The 16,485-nt window shown below is 60.1% G+C and carries 11 protein-coding genes; 6 read left to right on the top strand and 5 right to left on the bottom strand.

Annotated elements, in window-relative coordinates; all coding sequences use genetic code 11:
* Positions 1-354: 354 nt before the first annotated feature.
* Positions 355-969, bottom strand: a complete 615-nt coding sequence (mnmM, locus tag VJ604_RS11580; protein ID WP_324082615.1) for a tRNA 5-(aminomethyl)-2-thiouridylate-methyltransferase MnmM — start codon at positions 967-969, stop codon at positions 355-357.
* A 321-nt stretch (positions 970-1,290) separates the two neighbouring features.
* On the bottom strand, positions 1,291-3,942 hold the full coding sequence (locus VJ604_RS11575; protein ID WP_324082613.1) for an MMPL family transporter: 2,652 nt from the start codon (positions 3,940-3,942) through the stop codon (positions 1,291-1,293).
* 228 nt (positions 3,943-4,170) lie between these two features.
* Here VJ604_RS11575 and shc point away from each other — a divergent pair, with 228 nt between their 5' ends.
* The 4 genes from shc to hpnH all read left to right on the top strand — a co-directional run bounded on the left by shc (position 4,171) and on the right by hpnH (position 10,597).
* Positions 4,171-6,213 carry a squalene--hopene cyclase gene (shc, locus tag VJ604_RS11570; protein ID WP_324082611.1) on the top strand — a complete coding sequence of 681 codons (2,043 nt, stop codon included), beginning with the start codon at positions 4,171-4,173 and terminating at the stop codon, positions 6,211-6,213.
* Positions 6,214-6,315: 102 nt separating this feature from the next.
* Positions 6,316-7,302 carry a hopanoid-associated sugar epimerase gene (gene hpnA, locus VJ604_RS11565; RefSeq protein WP_324082610.1) on the top strand — a complete coding sequence of 329 codons (987 nt, stop codon included), beginning with the start codon at positions 6,316-6,318 and terminating at the stop codon, positions 7,300-7,302.
* A 121-nt stretch (positions 7,303-7,423) separates the two neighbouring features.
* On the top strand, positions 7,424-9,331 hold the full coding sequence (dxs, locus tag VJ604_RS11560) for a 1-deoxy-D-xylulose-5-phosphate synthase (RefSeq protein ID WP_324082608.1): 1,908 nt from the start codon (positions 7,424-7,426) through the stop codon (positions 9,329-9,331).
* Between the two features lie 267 nt (positions 9,332-9,598).
* Complete coding sequence (gene hpnH, locus VJ604_RS11555; protein WP_324082606.1) at positions 9,599-10,597, top strand: adenosyl-hopene transferase HpnH; 999 nt, start codon at positions 9,599-9,601, stop codon at positions 10,595-10,597.
* Positions 10,598-10,785: 188 nt separating this feature from the next.
* Here the strand turns inward: hpnH and VJ604_RS11550 are convergent, their stop codons facing one another.
* Positions 10,786-11,115 (bottom strand): hypothetical protein, encoded by a 330-nt coding sequence (locus tag VJ604_RS11550; RefSeq protein ID WP_324082617.1) that lies wholly within the window; start codon positions 11,113-11,115, stop codon positions 10,786-10,788.
* On the opposite strand from VJ604_RS11550, the gene VJ604_RS11545 reads away from it, so the two are divergent.
* The gene (locus VJ604_RS11545; protein ID WP_324082604.1) at positions 11,005-12,477 is read left to right on the top strand and encodes a PAS domain-containing sensor histidine kinase; all 1,473 of its coding nucleotides are present in this window, start codon (positions 11,005-11,007) and stop codon (positions 12,475-12,477) included. The two genes, VJ604_RS11550 and VJ604_RS11545, sit on opposite strands and share 111 nt — an antisense overlap.
* A gap of 56 nt (positions 12,478-12,533) precedes the next feature.
* On the opposite strand, the gene VJ604_RS11540 is transcribed toward VJ604_RS11545, so the two are convergent.
* Positions 12,534-15,197, bottom strand: coding sequence for a PAS domain S-box protein (locus VJ604_RS11540; protein ID WP_324082602.1), 2,664 nt, complete (start codon positions 15,195-15,197; stop codon positions 12,534-12,536).
* 479 nt (positions 15,198-15,676) lie between these two features.
* On the opposite strand from VJ604_RS11540, the gene VJ604_RS11535 reads away from it, so the two are divergent.
* On the top strand, positions 15,677-16,069 hold the full coding sequence (locus VJ604_RS11535) for a hypothetical protein (RefSeq protein ID WP_324082600.1): 393 nt from the start codon (positions 15,677-15,679) through the stop codon (positions 16,067-16,069).
* Between the two features lie 89 nt (positions 16,070-16,158).
* Here VJ604_RS11535 and VJ604_RS11530 read toward each other — a convergent pair whose 3' ends face one another.
* The gene (locus VJ604_RS11530) at positions 16,159-16,305 is read right to left on the bottom strand and encodes a hypothetical protein (protein ID WP_324082599.1); all 147 of its coding nucleotides are present in this window, start codon (positions 16,303-16,305) and stop codon (positions 16,159-16,161) included.
* Between the last annotated feature and the right edge of the window lie 180 nt (positions 16,306-16,485).

Below are 16,485 nucleotides of genomic sequence, written 5' to 3'. Positions count from 1 at the left end.
GGAGCTTCTCTTTTTTGCCGAAGAAGCTGCGACCGCACTGCAGGGTGATGCCGGCATAGGCAAGCGCCGGGGCGGTGATCAGAAATGGGAGTAACTGACGAAACATCGCGTCCTTTCAAAACAACATCAAAGGCTAATTTAACAGGGATGAACAGGATGAAAGGGATAAAGGCATAAAGCAGATAAAGGCATATGCACCAAGGTAACTTCAAAGTCTCGCATCGCCCTCTTCACCTCATACATCGTCCCCCCCTGATAAAGGGGGGACAGGGGGGATTTGCCTTTGCCTTCAGCTCTCAATCAAAAACCACTCCCCCTAATCCCGCCGGACATGGGGCTTAACAGCTATGGGCTTTACACTTTTTCGACTAAGACAAGGTACGGTGCGAGTGGCGGCCGGTTCAGCTGGCGGCTGCACCAGACGTTGTAGTGCTTGGGCGGAAGCGCCGCACCCCAACTCTCCACGGCCTGCGCCTCTTCCGGGCCACCTTCATGGCCGGTGTACAGGGAGATCACCATGATGCCTCCCGCAACAAGTAGCGAGGCGGCCTGCTCCAGCGCCGAGACCGTGGTCTGCGGAGAGGTCACCAGCGGGTGCTCGCCAGCCTTCGCCAAGGCTCCGGCCGACAAGCCTCCCGGCAGGTAGCCCAGGTTGAAGACAGCTGCCTTCACCCCCTTGGGCACGAATTCAGAGAGCCGCTCATGCCCGGCCTCGATCAGCTCCACACACTCACGGCGCCCCTCCTTCTCCAGGAGCTCCCGGGTGGCAACGATGGCGCGGGGCTGCACGTCGAAGGCCCACACCTTCCCCCCCTCCCCCACCAACTCGGCGAGGAGCAGGGTATCCAGTCCGTTCCCGCAGGTGGCGTCCACCGCCAAATCCCCCGGGCAGACCAGCTGGCGGAGGAAGAAGTGCGACAACGGCACGGCGCCCCGCAGAGATAGTTTTTTCGCAGTGGTCTCCTTCACCAACCCTACCTTCCTTCGTTTGCCACCTTAACTCAATCCCCCTCGTCGAACTCTCCCTCGCCCTCCGGGAGAGGGCCGGGGTGAGGGAAGCTTCCACGAAGAGACGAGCCCCGCTTACCACGCCAGAGCAAGCCGTACGAGTTCCCCCCCGCCTTCGACAAGCTTAGGACGGGCTTCGACAGGCTCAGGGTGAACGGCATTTGCCTACTGCCCGCGGCAGACCCGCGGCAGAGTAGGCGATTGAGGCTTCCCTCACCCCTACCCTCTCCCGGAGGGCGAGGGAGAGCCTGCCGTGTTGGCTGAGTGAGTAAAAAAGGTCCCCTACTTCTTGCCGGCCAGCTCCAAGACGGCCGGCAGGGTGATCATGAAGGCGACCTGGCAGGCCACCATGCCGAGCGACATGACAGCGCCGATGCTGAATACCCCCTGGTGGTGGGCCACCATCAGCGCGCCGAAGCTCGCCATGATGGTGAGCGTGTTCAGGAGCACGCCGATGCCGGTACTGGAGGTGATCACGGTGGCGGCGGTCTCGTCCTCGCGCCGGAACCGGTTGATGATGTAGATACCGGAGTCGACCGCGATCCCCAGCACCAGCGGCATCACGATGATGTTGGCGGAGTTGAAGCTGATGCCGAACATCCACATGCCGGCCACCATGAACAGCACGCCGACCACCAGCGGAACCAGGCCGATCAGGGCGAACTTGAAGCTGCGGAAGGCGACCAGCAGGATGACCACGATCGCGCAGAAGGCATAGATGAAGGCGCGCTGGTAGGCGTCGCGCATGATGGTCATCGACTCGTACACCATCACCGGCTCACCGGTCGCATGCGGCTCCAGCCGCCGCACGTCGTCGAGGAACGCCTTGAGCGGCTTGCGGTCGAAGATCTCGTGCTTGGGCGCCACCTGCAAAAGGAGCTTCCCGGTCTTGCCCACGAAGCGGCTTTTCAGCTCGGGGGGGATGTCCGCCTCGGTGATCGGCTTGGCGTTCAGGCTCTCCTTGAGGAGGTTGATCTTGTCCGGGAGATCCTTGAACATGCCCCCCTGGAAATCCTGCAGCATGCCGACCGCGTTTTTGTTGCGCTCCTTCTCCAGTTTTGCAAAGAAGGCGTCCAGCGTTGCCAGGAATTTCCCCACCGGCTGGGCCTCGGGACGATGTTCCGCATCCAGTTTCGCCTTCAGTTTCACCACTGCGTTGCGGAAATTCTCGAACACCGTGGGAAGTTCCATGAGCGAGAGCTCTTCCTCGTACTTGGCGGGCTTGATGTCGGAGAGTTCCTGCCTGATGGCGGCCAACTCGGCAAGTTTTTCCTGCTGGTGGTCGGGGACGAAGCTGTTCACGCTCACCACGTGGTCGACGGTGGGAAGGGCCTCCAGCGCCTTGGTCTTGGCGGCGGCGTCGGCCTTGTCCTTGGCGACCACCACCGCGAAGTAGCCGGCGTTTTCCTTGCTCCGCATCAGCTTGTAGGCGTAGGTGACCGACTCCAGCCCCTTGGCCTGCAGATTCATCAGGTTGTAGTCGAAGGCGATCTGGGAAAGGGGATAGAGCGAGGCCACGCAGAGCACGAAGGTTCCGGCGATCACCACCTTGGGATAGCCGAACAGGATCAGCGAGAGCCTTTTCAGGTGCGGCCTGGGCCGTTCCACCCGCGGCTTGCGCGGCTTTCTGTGCCGTGCCAAAAGCACCAGCATGGCGGGGAGCACGGTGAAGGTGACGGCAACGCAGATGACCACCCCTCCCCCGGCGATCACGCCCAATTCGGCGATCCCTCTGAAGTCGGTGAAGACGAAGGTGAGGAAGGCGGCGGCCACGGTGGCGGCGGCCATCACGATGGCCCAGATGTTCCGGTCCAGGCCGGTGTGAATCGCCTCCAGCTCCATGCTCCCCAGCTTGAGCTCCTCCTGGTAGCGCAGCACCAGCTGAATGCCGTACTCGATGCCGATGCCGATCAGCATGATGGCGAAGACCATGGAGAGGATGTTCAAGTGGCCGATCGCCACGGTGGCGAAGCCGAAGGAGAGCGAGATGGCGACCAGCAGCGACACCATGGCGGCGAACACGTTCAGGACGCCGCGGAAGGCGAGCAGCAGAAGGACCACGGTGAGCGCCAGCGACAGCACGGTGGCGATGGAGATGTCGTGCTGGCTGGTGGCCATCTCCTCGTTTTCCAGCACCGGCGCCCCGGTGAGCCCCACCTTGACACCCTTGAACTCGGGGAGCGCGCTTACCTTGGCGATCTCCGCGCGCACGGTGGCGATGGCCGCACCGGCCGGCACGAAGCCCACCATGTTCCTGACCGGCAGCACGGTCAGGATCTGCTGCCTCCCCGCCTTGGCGAAGGAGGATTCCGAGCTCATGAACATGCTTTCCAGTGAGGGCGGAGCGCCGCCCCCCGCGCCGAAGCTGGTGAAGCCCGCGCCCAGCTTGTCCAGCATGAAGACGATGCCGGGGAGCTTGGAGCTGTCACCCGCCACGTAGCTGTCCATGGTCTGGGTCATGTAATTGAAGAGGGTCTGGACGGAGGGGGCCTTGGCCAGCGCCTTCAGGGGGGGCGCGGCCAGGCTTATGTTCCGGTGCAACTCTTTGAGGTCGGCCAGATCCATGAAAAGCAGGCCGTTGTTCTTGAAGAAGGGAAGCGCGTAGGGATAGAAGACGTCGGAGAAATGCTCCTTGTCGCGGGAAAAGGCGTCGTAGAGCTTCTGTCCGAAGGCGCCCGCTCGCTCGGCGTCGGCGCTCTCGATCACCACCACGATGTCTTCGGGGTTGCCGAACTCGGCGCGGTAGGCCTGGTAGTCGCGGTTGAAGGAGGTGTTCTTGGGCATCAGGTCGTCGCGACCGGTCAAAAACTCCATCCTTTGGGTGGTATACCAAAGTGACAGCGCGGACAGTACCAAAGCTACCAGGAGGACCATCCATGGGTAGCGCGACGAAAGGGAGAACAGGAAGCCTCCCTCGTTAGCAGATCGTTTCATAAGATCACATCTCTCTTTCCCGTTTTTTCGCCCACGCAACCTAGCATACCGCTACCGCATAATCAACATTCCTCAGTAAAACCAGTGTTTTATTTGATGAATTTTGTTAGAGACAGCAAAAAGTGGTGTACCTTTATACGAAAGTGTGATAAATCTCGCTGCTTGTAACTTGTAGCAATATCGTTACACTGTACGGACTTGTGCCAATCTCGCTCAAAGGAGTTTGTGGTGACTTCCCCCTTCAAACATCCCATCTCGCACGCACTGACTTCATTCAACGGCGCAGCCGTAGAACCGGATCAGACAGCCAGCCAGAACCAGGGAGCCAAGATACATCGCCTTCCCCCTTCTATCTGGAAGAGAAAGCAGGGACAGGCAAAGAATCAACTTGATCTCGCCATCGACGCAAGCCGCGATTTCTTCTTCAGGGAACAGCTCCCCAAAGGTTACTGGTGGGCGGAGCTGGAATCCAATGTCACCATCACCGCCGAATACATCATGCTGTTCCATTTCCTGGGGCTCGTCGATCACGAGCGCCAGCGGAAGATGGCCAACTACCTCCTCTCCAAGCAGACCGAGGAAGGTTTCTGGACCATCTACTACGGCGGCCCGGGCGACCTCTCCACCACGGTCGAGGCCTACTTCGCGCTGAAGCTGGCCGGTTACCCGGCCGAGCACCCGGCCATGGAGAAGGCGCGCCGCTTCGTCCTGGACCAGGGCGGCATCATCAAGACCCGCGTCTTCACCAAGATCTTCCTCGCCATGTTCGGCGAGTTCGCCTGGTTCGGCGTGCCTTCCATGCCGGTCGAGCTCACCCTGCTCCCCAACTGGGCCTATTTCAACATGTACGAGTTCTCCAGCTGGGCCCGCGCCACCATCATCCCGCTCTCGGTGGTGATGGACAAGCGCCCGGTCAAGAAGCTGCCCCCCGCCATGCGGGTGCAGGAGCTCTTCGTGCGCCCGCCGCGCCCGATCGATTATACCTTCACCAAGGAAGACGGCATCCTCACCTGGAAGAACTTCTTCATCGGTGCCGACCACATGCTGAAGGTCTACGAGCGGAGCCCGATCCGCCCCTTCAAGAAGAAGGCGCTGGCCGAGATCGAGAAGTGGGTGGTCGAGCACCAGGAAAATACCGGCGACTGGGGCGGCATCCAGCCGGCCATGCTGAACGCCATCCTCTGCCTGAACGCGCTCGGCTACTCCAACGACCATCCGGTGATGGTCAAAGGGATGGAGGCGCTGGCGAACTTCTGCATCGAGGGTGAGAACCAGATCGTCCTGCAGTCCTGCATCTCGCCGGTCTGGGACACCGCGCTGGCGCTCAAGGCGCTCACCGACTCCGGTGTCCCCACCGACCACCCTTCCCTGGTGAAGGCGGCCGAGTGGCTTTTGGACAAGGAAGTGAGAAAGCCGGGCGACTGGAAGATCAAGTGCCCCGATCTCGAGCCTGGCGGCTGGGCCTTCGAGTTCCTGAACGACTGGTATCCCGACGTGGACGACTCGGGCTTCGTGATGATGGCCTTGAAGGGCATCCAGGTCAAGGACCGGAAACTGATGGACGGCGCCATCAAGCGCGGCATCAACTGGTGCCTGGGCATGCAGAGCAAGAACGGCGGCTGGGGCGCCTTCGACAAGGACAACACCAAGTACCTCTTGAACAAGATCCCCTTCGCCGACCTGGAGGCGCTGATCGATCCCCCTACCGCCGACCTGACCGGCCGCATGCTGGAGCTGATGGGGAACTTCGGCTACGCCAAGGATTACCCGGCCGCCGTGCGCGCGCTGGATTTCCTTAAGAAGGAGCAGGAACCGGAAGGGTGCTGGTGGGGGCGCTGGGGGGTCAACTACCTCTACGGCACCTGGTCGGTACTCTGCGGCCTTAAGGAGATCGGCGAGGACATGACCCAGCCCTACGTCCGCAAGGCCGTGAACTGGATCAAGTCGCACCAGAACATCGACGGCGGCTGGGGCGAGACCTGCGAGTCCTACCACGACCGCACCCTGGCCGGCATCGGCGAAAGCACCGCTTCCCAGACCAGCTGGGCCCTTCTGGCGCTGATGGCGGCGGGCGAGGCCAACTGCTCCGCGGTCACCCGCGGCATCCAGTACCTCCTCTCCACCCAGAAGGCCGACGGCACCTGGGACGAGATGCACTACACCGGCACCGGTTTCCCCAAGTACTTCATGATCAAGTACCACATCTACCGCAACTGCTTCCCCCTGATGGCGCTCGGCACCTACCGCACGCTGACCGGCGGCGAGGGATAACCCGAAACGATAATCAACGGTATCCTCTACACGTCCCCCCCTTGATAAAGGGGGGACAGGGGGGATTGCTGTTGTTTTTGAGGGAGTTAAACGGATTCCTGCATGAGAGCGTTCGTCACCGGCGCCACCGGTTTCATAGGGGCGAGCATCGTCCGCGAACTGCTGAAGGACGGCTGGCAGGTGCGGGTCCTCGCCCGTCCCGGCTCCGACCGCAGCAACCTCGCCGGCTTGGACGTGGAGACCTGCGAGGGTGACCTTTCCGATCAGGCGGCGCTCGCCCGCGGGCTGGCCGGCTGCCGAAGCCTCTACCACGCCGCCGCCGATTACCGGCTCTGGACCAAAGACCCCGCCTCCATGTACGAGGTGAACGTGGGGGGGACCCGCAACATCCTCTCCGCCGCCCTGCAGGCAGGGGTCGAGAAGGTGGTCTACACGAGTTCGGTGGGGACCCTGGGGAACCCGGGCAACGGTACCCCCGGCAACGAGAAGACCCCGGTCGGCTTCGGCGACATGGTGGGAGATTACAAGAAGAGCAAGTTCCTGGCCGAGCGCGAGGCGGAAAGCTTCCTCTCCCGTGGGCTGCCGCTGGTGATCGTCAACCCCTCCACCCCGGTGGGGCCGATGGACATCAAACCAACCCCCACCGGCAAGATCATCGTCGACTTCCTCAACCGCAAGATGCCCGCCTACCTGGACACCGGACTCAACCTGATCGATGTGGAGACCTGCGCGCGCGGGCACATCCTGGCGGCGCAGAAGGGAAAGATCGGCGAGAAGTACATCTTGGGCAACGAGAACCTGACCCTCGCCAAGATCTTCGCGCTGCTCTCGGAGATCACCGGGCTGTCGGCCCCCAAGGTCCGCCTCCCCTACTACCCGATCCTGATGGCGGCCTACGTGAACGAGGGGATCTCCAAGCTGACCGGCAAGGAACCGCTCATCCCGCTGGCCGGCGTGCAGATGGCCAGGAAGTTCATGTACTTCGATCCCGGCAAGGCCGTGACCGAACTGGGGCTCCCGCTCACCCCGGTCAGGGGGTCGCTGGAGCGGGCGGTAGACTGGTTCCGCAGCCACGGCTACGCGAGATAACTTCCCTCGCCCCGTCACTTTACTATTTACACTTTCTTTTTTTCGTTTAGAATCTGAAACCTTAGCCTTTCTCCCCTGATACAGCTTCCTTCATACATGTGATGGGTTCTCAGGAGATCCAGTGTACAAGCTGCTTTCGAAGATAAATAGTCCTAACGACCTGAAAAAACTCAAGACCGACGAGCTGGCCGCGCTGGCCGACGAGGTGCGCGCCTACCTGATGGAGACCGTCCCCAAGACCGGCGGACACCTGGCCTCCAACCTGGGCTGCGTCGAACTCTCCATCGCGCTTCACTACTGCTTCGACTCCCCCACCGACAAGATCATCTGGGACGTCGGCCACCAGGCCTATACCCACAAGCTCCTCACCGGCCGCCGCGACGTCTTCCACACCCAGCGCTGCTACAAGGGGATCAGCGGCTTTCCCAAGAGATGCGAGTCCATCCATGACGCCTTCGGCGTCGGGCACTCCTCGACCTCCATCTCGGCCGGCCTCGGCATGGCGGTGGCAAGCTCCCTCGCCAACGGCTCCAACCGGGTCATCTCGGTAATCGGCGACGGCTCGCTGACCGGCGGCATGGCCTTCGAGGCACTGAACCAGGCGGGGCACCTCAGGAAGAACCTGATCGTGGTGCTGAACGACAACGAGATGTCCATCTCCAAAAACGTCGGCGCCCTCTCCTCCTTCATCTCCCGCAAGATGACCGGCAGCTACTACCGGAGCCTGAAGAAGGAGATGGAGGAGCTGATCACCGGCATTCCCGCCATCGGGAGCAACATCCTGCACTTCGCGAAGAAGGCGGAGAACTCCCTGAAAGGATTCCTGACCCCGGGCACCCTGTTCGAGGCGCTCGGCTTCGAGTACGTGGGACCGATCGCCGGCCACGAGCTTGAGGACATGGTGGCCGTGCTGGAGAACGTGAAGAAGATCGAAGGGCCCATCCTGCTGCACGTGATGACCAAGAAGGGGAAGGGGTATCCCCCCGCCGAGGAGACACCGGACAAGTTCCACGGCATCGCACCGGTGAAGCCGGCCGGGGCCGCCGCCTCCAAGCCCGCGCCCCCCTCCTACACGCAGGTGTTCGGCGACACCATGGTGAAGCTGGCCGCCAGCGATCCCAAGATTTTGGCCATCACCGCCGCCATGCCCGACGGCACCGGGCTTTCCGGCTTCGGCAACAAGTACCCGGAGCGCTTCTTCGACGTGGGGATCGCCGAGCAGCACGCGCTCACTTTCGCCGCGGGGCTCGCCACCGAGGGGTTCCGTCCGGTGGCCGCCATCTACTCGACCTTCACCCAGCGCGCCTACGACCAGGTCTTCCACGACATCTGCCTGCAGAAGCTGCCGGTGACCCTGGCGCTGGACCGTGCCGGCCTGGTGGGTGACGACGGCCCGACCCACCACGGCGCCTTCGACATCTCCTATCTGCGCCACCTTCCCGAGCTTACCGTGATGGCCCCCAAGGACGAGAACGAGCTGCAGCACATGCTGAAGACCGCCGTCTACTCCGGCCGACCGGTCGCCCTCCGCTATCCGCGCGGCGCCGGCTACGGCGTGGCGATGGACCAGGAGCTGAAGGAACTGGAGATCGGCAAGGGAGAGCTCATCGCTGAAGGGGACGACCTGACCCTGGTCGCCATCGGCTCCACCGTCTATCCCGCCCTGGAGGCGGCGAAGATGCTGAAGGAGAAGGGGATCTCGGCCGCCGTGGTCAACGCCCGCTTCGTGAAGCCGCTGGACAGCGAGCTGATCCTCGCCCAGGCGAAGAAGACCGGCTGCATCGTCACCGTCGAGGAGAACGCCCTGCAGGGCGGCTTCGGCAGCGCGGTGCTGGAAGCCATCTCCGATGCAGGATTGACCTCCGTGCGGGTGAAGAGGATCGGCATTCCCGACAGCTTCATCGAGCACGGCAGCCAGGCGCAGCTCCGCTCCGACCTCGGCATCGACGCCGCCGGCATCACCGCCACCTGCGAACAGTTCCTGAGCTCGCAGAGCATGCAGATGCCCCAGCTCGCCCGGGTGAAGTAGACAAGCGAGGCTCAGAACACCGAACGGGACAGTCTCAGGGAAAGTTCCTTTGACTCGTCCCGTTTTACTGTGCCAGAATGCCGAAACCTTTAACCACAGGCTTTCACCACGAAAGTCACGAAAGATACACGAAAAAAAGTCACAAGCTGCAGGAAGGCTACCCGTAAGTCCCCCCCTTGATAAAGAGGGGACAGGGGGGATTTGCCTTGGCAGTTAGATCCAAGCAGTTAGATCCAAACCAGACTCAACTTAAAGGAAAGAACCACCATGCGTTTCCCGATGCGACTCAACTATGATCTGACCAAGTACATCATGTCCAACAAGATGAAGAAAGTGGACAAGTATCCGCTCGTGCTGATGCTGGAGCCTACCCATCTTTGCAACCTCGCCTGCTCCGGCTGCGGAAGGATCAGGGAATACGCAGACACCATGCAGGAGATGATGACCCTCGAGGAGTGCCTCGACTCGGTCGACCAGTGCCCGGCGCCGGTCGTCACCATCACCGGTGGCGAGCCCTTCCTCTACCCGCACATCTTCGAACTGATCGAGAAGGTGCTGGAGCGCGGCAAGCACATCTACCTCTGCACCAATGCGCTCCTGCTGGAGAAGGCGCTCGACAAGATGAAGCCCCATCCGAACTTCGTACTGAACGTGCACATGGACGGCATGGAGGAGACCCACGACCGCATCCTGGAGCGTGCCGGCACCTTCAAGATCGCCATGAGCGCCATCAAGAAGGCGAAGTCACTCGGCTTCAGGCTCTGCACCAACACCACCATCTTCAAGGAGACCGACCTGATCGAGATCGAGATGCTCTTCTCCCACCTGAAGGACCTGGGCGTCGACGGCTTCCTGGTGGCGCCCGGATTCGGTTACGAGGCGGTCGGCGAGAAGCTCTTCCTGGAGCGGCGCGAGATCGAGAGGAAATTCGAGCAGGTATTCGAGATGAGCAAGCGCTTCTGCTTCTTCTCCACCCCGATGTACCTGCGCTTCCTGAAAGGCGACAAGAAGCTCGAGTGCACCCCGTGGGGCAACCCGACCAGGAACACCCGCGGCTGGAAGGCCCCCTGCTACCTGATCACCGACGCCCACTATGGCAGCTTCAAGGAGATGATGGAGAAGACCCAGTGGGACAAGTACGGCGTCGGCAAAGACCCGCGCTGCGCCCAGTGCATGATGCACTGCGGTTTCGAGCCCTCCGTGGTCGAGGAGATCGGCAAGAGCTGGAAGGACATGTGGGAGATGTTTTTGTGGAACCTCTCCTAGGGCTTTTTACTGCTTTCAAGCATTGCCCGCCCCGTTAAAACATAATTTAAATCATCAAGTTACACCTTGCCCCTCTCGCAAACCCGCTAATCTTTAACACAGATTTAGCGGGTTTTTTTTACTTTAATTCCTAGCTAATTGCTACCTACGTCGACGAGGACATTGACAGCGACCGGCTTCCTTGACATTTAAGATCGGTTGAGCCCAAAGTTGATCAGAGGAGGCAGCAGGATATGACTCTTTTGGCAAAAAGCAAGAGCGACACCAAGCAGAGCGATTCGGTTTTCTTGAATAAAAGAGGCGAGTTCTGCGAATGGTTCTGTACCACAAGCGTTATGACAGAGCGCAAAGATGCCCAGAAAGCGCTGCAACAGTCCGAAGAGCGGTATCGCGCCCTGTTTAACACGATGACAGAGGGATTTTGCGTGCTCGGATTGATCTTCGACGCAGACAATCACCTTGTCGATTGCCGATTGGAGGAAATAAACCCGGCCTTTGAAACGCACACCGGCTGGCATGATGCAAAGGGGAAGCTGGTACGGGAGCTAGCCCAGGATCTCGAGCCGCACTGGTTCGAAATGTACGAGCATGTGGCCATATCGGGCGAACCAGCTCATTTTGAGAATTGGACCAAATCGCTGAACCGTTGGTTCCAGGTGAGCGCCTACAGTGTCGGCAAACCTGGTGAACCTAAAGTCGCCGTGGTCTTTAAAGACATCACCGAACGCAAGATGGCGGAGCAGGCGCTGCAGAAGAGCGAGGCCACTTTGAAGCTCGCCATCGAGACGGCAGGCCTCGGCACCTTCGAATGGGACATCGGATCAGGGAAGCACCAGTGGTCAGATATCGCGAAGGAGCACCACGGGCTTCTCCCTGAAGCTGAGGTGGACCACGAGCTTTTCCTGGCTGGAGTGCACCCCGACGACCGTGAGAAAATCGACCGGGCGATCAGGGAAGCCCTCGTCCCCGAGGGCGGAATCTTCAACGTCGAGTACCGGACCATTGGTGAGATCGACCGCAAGGTCCGGTGGCTGACGGCGCGGGGCAAGGTGTTCTACGACGAAAACGGTGCTCCGTTGCGGATGGTCGGAGCCTGCCTTGATATCACCCACATCGTCGAGACCGAGAAGGCACTCAAGGAGGAAATGTCGCAGCGCCTGAGGGCGGTGGAGGAGATGCACAAGCGGGATAAGCTGATGATCCGGCAGGGGCGGCTGGCCGCCTTGGGTGAGATGATCGGCAACATCGCCCACCAGTGGCGCCAGCCGCTGAACACCTTGGGGCTCATCGTGCAGGAGCTCCCGAGGATGTACCAGCGCGGCATGTTCGACCAGGAGTACCTCGACGCCAGTACCGCCCGGGCCATGCAGGTCATCAACTACATGTCCAAGACCATCGACGGGTTCAGGAACTTCTTCGGCCCCGACAAGGAAAAAGAATCATTCCGGGTGGCCGAGGTGCTCGGCAAGACGGTCTCCATCGTGGAAGCCGCCTTCAAGGAGCTGAACCTGACGATCGAGGTGGAGTCCGACCCGGCGCTGGAGGTGTATGGCTATCCCAACGAGTTCTCCCAGGTCATCCTCAACATCCTGGTCAACGCCAAGGATGCCATCCTGGAGCGCCGGGTCGAGCATCCCATGGTGTCGGTGCGGCTGTTCAGGGAGAACGGGAAAACGGTGCTGACCATCTCCGACAACGCAGGGGGGATCGCTCCCGACATCATGGAGAAGATCTTCGATCCCTACTTCACCACCAAGGGGCCCGACAAGGGGACCGGCATCGGGCTGTTCATGTCCAAGACCATCATCGAGAAGAACATGAACGGCAGTCTCACCGCGCGCAACAGCGAAGAGGGCGCTGAATTCCGTATTGAGGTCTGAATCCAGCAAAGCGGGGGGACGCCAGTGCCTCCAGGAGACCTCAACTAGCGGCCACCCTACCAGGCCGGCTTCGGCGCCGCTTCCGAGTCCCCTACCCCGTGGCCGAGGGTAAAATAAAAGGTGGCGCCTTTCTCTTTTTCCCCTTCAGCCCAGATTCGTCCCCCGTGACGGCGAATGATGCGCTCAACCGTGGCAAGCCCGATGCCGAACCCCTTCAACTTTTCGGCGCCAGGAAGGCGCTGGAAGGGGGTGAAAAGCTTCTCGGCATCAGTCATGGCGAATCCGGAGCCGTTATCCCTGACGAAATAAGCCTGCCGGCCGTCTACCTGCGTCGCCCCGAACTCGATTGTCGCGTCTTCCCGAGTACCGGTATATTTCCAGGCATTGCCGATGAGGTTGGCCAGGGCAACCTGTAACAGGTTCGCGTCTCCATCGGCGATTATCCCATCGGCAATCCTGAAGGTGATACGGCGCTCAGGCTCGGCTATTCTCAGTTCCGCAGCCGCTTCCTGTGCCATTTTAGTCAGGTCGACGGTTTCCCGGTGCAACTCGACGCGAGCCGTGCGGGAGAACTTGAGCAAGGCGTCGATCAACTGGTTCATGCGCAGGGTGCCGTTGTAGGCTTCTTCGAGATAGTCCTTGCATTCTTCGTCGAGCCTATTTCCACACAGCATTTTTATCGCCTGACAGTACCCGTTGATAACGTTAAGCGGCTGCCGGAGGTCATGGGCGACCGTATAGTTGAATGCTTCCAGATCCAGGTTGGCGCTTTCCAGTTCGAAGGCCCGTGCTGACAGGTCGGTGTTCAGCCGTTCGACCTCCTCCTCCGCCCGCTTGCGGGCCGTGATGTCCCTCACCAGGCTGAGCATGTACCGGTCGCCGTCGAGATCGACCAACTCCGCGGAGTAGAGGCCGATCGAGATCCGCCCGAACTTGTCCCTGAATCTGATCTCGAGGTTCCGGACCGATCCTCCCTCCTCCAGTATCCGTACCACCCTGTCCCGGTCGGTTTCGTCCACCCACAGGCCTAGTTCGTACACTGTCCGGCCGATCACCTCCTGTCGTTGGTAGCCCAGGGTTTCCAAGGCCGATTCGTTGATGTCGATGAACCGCCCCTCTTTGAGGGTGGAAATACCGATCAGCGCCGGCGCAGCATGGAAGATCCGGAAGAATTTCCTTTCCGATTTTTGGAGCGCTTCTTCTGCCAGTTTACGCTCGGAGATATCCTGGCATACCACCAGCACGTTCAGCGCATTGTTCAGGTCGTATACCGCCTGGGCCATCTCTTCCGCCCAAAGTACGCTGCCGTCCTTGCGGACCTTGCGGAACTGCCAGCTGTGAATTTGGTTGGGATTTTCAAGGCATTTTCGCAACTGCTCAGCCACTGCGACCCGGTCTTCTTCATGGAAAATCGTCAGCACCGAACGGCCTTCGAGCTCCTCCATGTCGTAGCCTAGCTGGTGGGCGCAGAAAGGGTTGACGGAGAGCATGATCAACTCGGCGTCGAGGGTGGCAATCATGGTGGGGTTGTCACGATACAGGGCACGATAGCGGGCTTCGCTCAGGCGCAGGGCCTCCTCTGCCCTTTTTTGCTCGGTGATGTCGCTTACGATGCTGAGAAGATGCCTCTTCCCTCCGATATCGATGATAACGGCCGAGAACAGTCCCCGCAGGATGTCGTCTTGCTTGGTGCGAAACATCATCTCCCGGTCACGCAACACCCCTTCTCTGCTAAGCTGTTCGATGGCACGATCCCGTTCGGCGGAGTCTTTCCAAATGTCGAATTCCAGGGAATTGTGGCCGACCACCTCCTCGCGCCGGTAACCGGATAGCCGTTCTCCCTCCCGGTTGATATCGACGAACCTGCCGTCGGCCAGGGTGCTGATGGTGATCCCCACGGGCACTGTGTCGAAGATCCTGGCAAACTTCTCCTCTGATTCCCGCAGCGCCTGCTCCGCCTGCCTCCGTTCAGTAATGTCCAGGGCCACCCCGGCGATGTAGGCAGGCCTGCCATCCGGAGCGTTGACCGCGAACTTGTTCACGATGGAGTGGTGCTCCATGCCGTCGGCCTGACGCAGGACCTCAGTCGTTTCCAGGCTCCCCCCTTCCGACAAGACCCGGCAGTCGTTTTCGCTGAACAGCCGAGCGGTTTCCGGCGGAAAGAGGTCCCTGTCACTCTTTCCCAAAAGCGCTGCCAGTGGGGTCGCGAAAACGCGCTCGGCCTCCGCGTTGGCGTACACGTACCGACCCTGCATATCCTTCATCCAGGCCGCGGCCGGCAAATGGCGCATGAAGGAGGCAAAACGCTCCTCGCTTTCGCGAAGTTCCTCTACGATACGTTTGCGCTCGATGGAATGGCAGATCGAGCGCACCAAGAGAGTGCCGTTCATATCGCCTTTGACGAGATAGTCCTGGATATCCAGCCGCAGCGCTTCAAGCGCATCTTCTTTGTTCTCGAGGGGAGTAACGATGACAATGGGCGTCAGTTGCGCGCCCTTTCGTACTGCCAGGGCGGTTTGCAGTCCCTGGCTGTTCGGCAGACTGAGATCAAGCAGGATACAATCGAAAGACCGTGTCTTCAGCAGATCGAGTCCCTCGGTCAAGGACTGGACATGTTGGACGGAGAACTCATTTCCCCCTGATTTCGCCAGCATTCCCGCCAGCAGGTGCGCTTCAACGGTGTCTTCCTCGATCAGCAGTATGCTCCTGGCAACTTGCATCTGATATCTCCGTCGATAGTCATACCACAGACGTTAGGCGTAACCCGACCTGCTGTAGATAACCGGGGTCCGATAATCAGAACGTATCAGGACAGGCAAATCGAAACTCCTGCAGGTTTGGTCAGTCGTGCGAGAAATCGGGTGAACGATGGTGGACGATGTAGTAAGGCGGCGAGCAGCTGGGCAAACTTCTGCTGCGGTGCGTTCGGTCATCGCTTAATGCTGTCCTGCAGCGAGCCGGGAGCATCTCAGAGAAAAGGACGCACCATTTCCAAAGCCTCCTCATCTCTTGGAAATATTTTACCCCAAATGACATTCCTTAGCCACCAGCTTGGCGTGAGTTGCCCCCAATCCGCCTCCCCTTCCCAGACAAACTCGTCTCAGAGAATTGCGTTTCACGTACAGTCTGCTATGCTGAGGCGAAAGATAATTAACGTACGCCAATCACCTGCACACACCCGAGAACAAGGAGCCATCCCATGGTCTTCAAGTACAAGCTGCCAAAGATACCGGCGCAACTGCTCATCATGGCTTTCACCTTCATTGGCTTGCTGTCGAAAGTCCCCGTACTGCGGGACCGGCATGACAGACTTGTTTCGGATGAGTACTTCGTCAACCTGACAAACCTTTTCCAACAACTGTGCGAGGAAGCCAAGTACAACCGGCTCAAGCTGATTCAGCGAGATAAGGTCCAACAGGAGCTTACCGACCTGATGAGGAAGTTTTTCCACTTTTTGGAAGCCGTGGGAGACCAAGACGATCTCATCGTCATTCAGGAAAGCGGCATCGTGTTGTCCAAACCCCGCAAAAAGACAACCAACAAGGGCACCCCCCCCGTGATCACCGCCTCCACCGAAGCCGGCGATCGCTGACATCTCATCCCCGGATGCCGGAACAGATGAGCGGCATCCGGGGACGATGCCTTCTTCCCCCCAGCAGTGCTGTCACCTATCTGCGGAATTCATCCTTCGCCCTGTGCCAAACCACCACCAGGTTCAACTCCCTTGCCGGCTGCAGGAACCCGCTGGGTCACGGTGTTGACCACCAGTCCCACCATCTGGATTAACTGGTTCGCGGGCTTGACCAACTGTTCGATTGGGTCGATCATCTGGCCCAAAGCCTAGCCCAACTGGTCCACGCAGTTGAGTCACTGGTCCGCGGCCTCGGCCAACTGGACGACAGAATGGTCCAACAGGTTCATGATGCCGGCCAACTGGTGCGGGACACCGACCAACTGGTGCAGGACACCGACCAACTGGTGCAGGACACCGACCAACTGGTGCAGGAC

Origin of the sequence: Geomonas sp. (assembly GCF_035254065.1) — a bacterium.
In the GTDB taxonomy this organism is placed as follows: domain Bacteria; phylum Desulfobacterota; class Desulfuromonadia; order Geobacterales; family Geobacteraceae; genus Geomonas.
The sequence above is the reverse complement of the archived record's forward strand: the minus strand, read 5'-3'. Positions and strand labels throughout refer to the sequence as shown.